Below are 3707 nucleotides of genomic sequence, written 5' to 3' on the forward strand. Positions count from 1 at the left end.
CCCGCCGCGCAATCTTGCCCGCCAGCTCTGCAAAGTGCGGCAATCATCGCCTCACCCATATTTCCGCCGCCGATAAATCCTACTTTCATTTTCGCTCCTTTTAAAGCTAAATTATGCCTCAATGATAGCTCAAAATTTCTTTATCCGCCCTTGCGGCGCGCGGTTTATCTACGTAAAAGCAAATTTTAGCTACAATCTCGCCTAAATTTTTAAAAAAGGATGCGTTATGGCAATAAACGTTTTTTACGACAAAGATTGCGATTTGGGCTTGATTAAGGCTAAAAAGGTCGCTATGATCGGCTTCGGCTCGCAGGGGCACGCTCACGCCGAAAATTTGCGAGATAGCGGCGTAGAGGTTATCGTGGGTCTTAAAAAAGGGGGCGCGAGCTGGAGCAAGGCCGAGGCGAAGGGCTTTAAAGTAATGAGCGTCGGCGAGGCTACGAAGGCCGCTGATCTTGTGATGATCCTAACGCCCGATGAGTTTCAAAGCGACATTTTCAAAGCGGAGATCGAGCCGAGCTTAAGCGAGGGTAACGCGATTGCGTTTGCGCACGGTTTTAATATCCACTTCGGACAGATCGTCCCTCCAAAGGGCATCGATTGCATTATGATCGCTCCGAAAGCTCCCGGCCACACTGTTCGCAACGAGTTCGTAAGCGGCGGCGGCGTACCGATGCTGATCGCCGTTTCGCAAAACGAAAGCGGTAGAGCCAAAGAGCTTGCTCTAAGCTACGCAAGTGCGATCGGCGGCGGCCGCACTGGCATCATCGAAACGACCTTCAAAGCAGAGACCGAGACCGATCTTTTCGGCGAGCAGGCTGTGCTTTGCGGCGGACTTTGCGCGCTCATCAACGCGGGCTTTGAGACCCTTGTAGAGGCTGGATATGAGCCCGAGATGGCGTATTTTGAGTGCCAGCACGAGATGAAGCTGATCGTGGATCTCATCTATCAAGGCGGCATGGCCGATATGCGCTACTCGATCTCAAACACCGCAGAATACGGCGATTACGTAAGCGGCAACCGCGTTGTAAACGAAAGCAGCAAAGCGGCGATGAAAGAGGTGCTAAAGGAGATCCAAAACGGCAAATTTGCAAAAGACTTCATCCTTGAGCGCAAAGCTGGCTACGTGCGAATGAACGCCGAGCGCAACATCACGGCAAATAGCTTGCTTACCAAAACCGGCGATAAGCTTCGCGCGATGATGCCGTGGATCGCCAAGGGTAAGCTCGTAAATAAAGATAAAAACTGATTTCGGCTGAGCTTTGGCTAATACAAATCCACGCGGGCGCCGCAAAAAGCGCCCGATCAACTACGCAACGATCGCCTTTGTCGTAATCTTATGCTTTTTAAGCGGTGCGGTTACCTACGCGGTTTTGGATCTCGTATTTTCGGGCAATAAAGCCGCGTTGCAGCAAAGCTCGCGCAAACAAACTCCCGAGAGCCCTTCCGATTCTCGCGGTAAAAAGCCTCGTTTAAGCGCTGCACAGAAGGAAGTATTGATTCAAAAGGAGCTTGATAAGATCGCCGAGCAAAACGTAACTACGCCTAAGATGAGCATCGAGCCTGCGCGGCAGAACTCCGCAGTACAAAATTCCGCAAACGGCGATTCGCAAAATTCCGTAAATTCTACGGCTTCCGCAAATTCCGCCGCCGTAAATTCGGCGAGCGACGGACCTGACGTAAATTTTACCGCGGCAAATTCCGCACCCGAAAATTCCATAAATTCTGCCGCGCAAAGCTACGTTTCTAGCGGTGCGAGCGATCTTTCTAAATCGCCGCGCAAGGCCCTGCCTGCAGGCTCTCGCGCAAAGCTTGCGATCATCATCGACGACGTAGGCACCGGCGAGCAGGCGCAGAAGATCGCCGCGCTGCCCGTGCGCGTGACGCCGTCCATCTTCCCGCCCGAGTATCAGCGCAAGGACACGCGCTCGCTCGCTCGCGGCTTTGAGCATTACGCGATCCACCTGCCGATGGAGGCGAGCTCGGCCAAAAATAACTCCGCGACGCTTCGGACTTCGGATAATTACGAGAAGCTAAACGGCGTCATAGCCAAGCTGCGCGCGGACTTTCCGAACGCTAAATTTATAAACAACCACACCGGTTCTAAATTTACCACCGATGAGCGCGCGATGCAAAACCTGCTGCGCGCGATGAACGAGCATGGATTTTTATTTATCGACTCGCGCACGAGCCCCGCTACCAAGGCTAAAGCGGCGATGAATGGGCTCGGTATGCGATACGTGCATCGCGACGTGTTTTTAGATAATCAAAACAGCGTCGCTGCGGTGCGCAAAAAGCTGCGCGAAGCCGTCGCGCTTGCTAAAAAGCAGGGTTACGCCATCGCTATCGGCCATCCCAAAAGCTCCACTCTGCGCGCGCTTGCAAACAGCGCCGACATCCTAGGCGAGGTCGATTTGGTCTATTTGGACGAAATTTATGAGTACTACGAGTGAGCTCGGTTTTAAAATTTCAAGCTTAAAAAGGCTCGGTGCGAGCGAGCCCGCGCGGCTGTATTTTAGGGGCGAGCCGGCGATGTTACAAAAGCGCCGCATCTCGATCGTGGGCTCGCGCAAGATGAGCGTTTATAGCAAAAATTTGATCCTGCGGCTTGCGCGCGCTTTGAGCGACGCGGACTTTTGCGTCGTAAGCGGCGCGGCGATCGGCTGCGACATAGCCGCGCACGAAGGGGCGTTTCCAAACACGATCGCGGTTTTTGGCAACGGCCTTGATCAAATTTATCCCGCGCAAAACGCCGCTATGATCGGCAAAATTTACGAGTGCAGCCTCGCGCTTAGCGAGTATGAGGACGGCGTGAGCGCGCGCGGATTTCAGTTTTTGCAGCGCAACCGCATCGTCGTGGCGCTGTCCGAAGCGCTGATCGTCGCTCAAGCCGAGCCTCGCAGCGGTTCGCTGCAAAGCGCGCGCCTGGCTCGCGAGATGGGCATACCCGTATACGTGCTGCCGCACCGCATGGACGAGAGCGCGGGCACGAACGATCTGCTCGCAAAATCTCAGGCGCGGCTGATCGCGGACTTTGGTGAGTTTGTGGCTTCTTTAGCTCCGCAGACGCCGCAAAACACTGAGCGCGCGAAGGATGAGGTGATGGAATTTTTAGCGTTAAATTCCGATCTGCAAGCGGCAATCGAGCGCTTCGGCGATAAAATTTACGAATACGAGCTTGAAGGCAGGATCGAAATTTTAGGCGCAAAGATCGTAGCAAAGTAGCTGGCGGCGGGCGCTTGCTTGCCGTGGTTTGATTGGCGCGCTCGCCGGTACGGCTTGTTTGCACGGCGCCAAGTCTGCGCAGTCGGAGTTTAAATTTAGAAAAAAGGCGGCTCGGTAAAATTTTACTTTCCGCAAGTAGCACTTGAGCTTAAAACAAACCCGCGCGGCTTGCCAAAGCCGAACTAAAAAGGATAAAATTTGATAGTTGCGATCGATCTTGGGCTTAAACGTATCGGCGTGGCGGCGGCACCGGATGATAAGACGCCGCTTCCGTGCGAGCCGATCCTGCGCAAAAACCGCACCCAAGCCGCGCGCGAACTAAGCGAGCTGCTGCGCGAAAAGGGCGCTGGCGTGCTAGTGCTTGGCGTGCCGCGCGGCGGGGCGAGCGAGGAGGAGATGAGCAGGCGCATACGCCACTTCGCCTCGCTGCTGGATTTTGACGGCGAGATAAAATTTCAAGACGAGAGCTTTTCGAGCGCCGA

The 3707-nt window shown here is 54.3% G+C and carries 5 protein-coding genes; 4 read left to right on the top strand and 1 reads right to left on the bottom strand.

Annotated elements, in window-relative coordinates; translation table 11 throughout:
* On the bottom strand, positions 1-89 hold an 89-nt coding region (locus Q0438_RS01990), incomplete at its 3' end, for an NAD(P)-binding domain-containing protein (RefSeq protein WP_299186760.1).
* 137 nt (positions 90-226) lie between these two features.
* Between Q0438_RS01990 and ilvC the strand changes: the two genes are divergently transcribed.
* The 4 genes from ilvC to ruvX all read left to right on the top strand — a co-directional run.
* Entirely contained in the window at positions 227-1249 is a 1023-nt protein-coding gene (gene ilvC / locus Q0438_RS01995; RefSeq protein ID WP_299186754.1) for a ketol-acid reductoisomerase, read from the top strand.
* Positions 1250-1262: 13 nt separating this feature from the next.
* Positions 1263-2453: a divergent polysaccharide deacetylase family protein gene (locus Q0438_RS02000; RefSeq protein ID WP_299186755.1), complete on the top strand. Its 1191-nt coding sequence runs from the start codon at positions 1263-1265 to the stop codon at positions 2451-2453.
* On the top strand, positions 2437-3225 hold the full coding sequence (locus Q0438_RS02005; protein ID WP_299186757.1) for a DNA-processing protein DprA: 789 nt from the start codon (positions 2437-2439) through the stop codon (positions 3223-3225). Before Q0438_RS02000 ends, Q0438_RS02005 begins: the two co-directional genes overlap by 17 nt.
* 198 nt (positions 3226-3423) lie before the next feature.
* A partial coding sequence (ruvX, locus tag Q0438_RS02010) for a Holliday junction resolvase RuvX (RefSeq protein ID WP_299186759.1) occupies positions 3424-3707 on the top strand: 284 nt, incomplete at its 3' end.

Origin of the sequence: uncultured Campylobacter sp. (assembly GCF_938030785.1) — a bacterium.
Taxonomy (GTDB): domain Bacteria; phylum Campylobacterota; class Campylobacteria; order Campylobacterales; family Campylobacteraceae; genus Campylobacter_B.

What these genes read in the sequence shown, in the direction of transcription:
- ilvC (WP_299186754.1), top strand. Translation starts at nt 227, where the DNA reads ATGGCAATAAACGTTTTTTACGACAAAGATTGCGATTTGGGCTTGATT.
- Q0438_RS02005 (WP_299186757.1), top strand. Translation starts at nt 2,437, where the DNA reads ATGAGTACTACGAGTGAGCTCGGTTTTAAAATTTCAAGCTTAAAAAGG.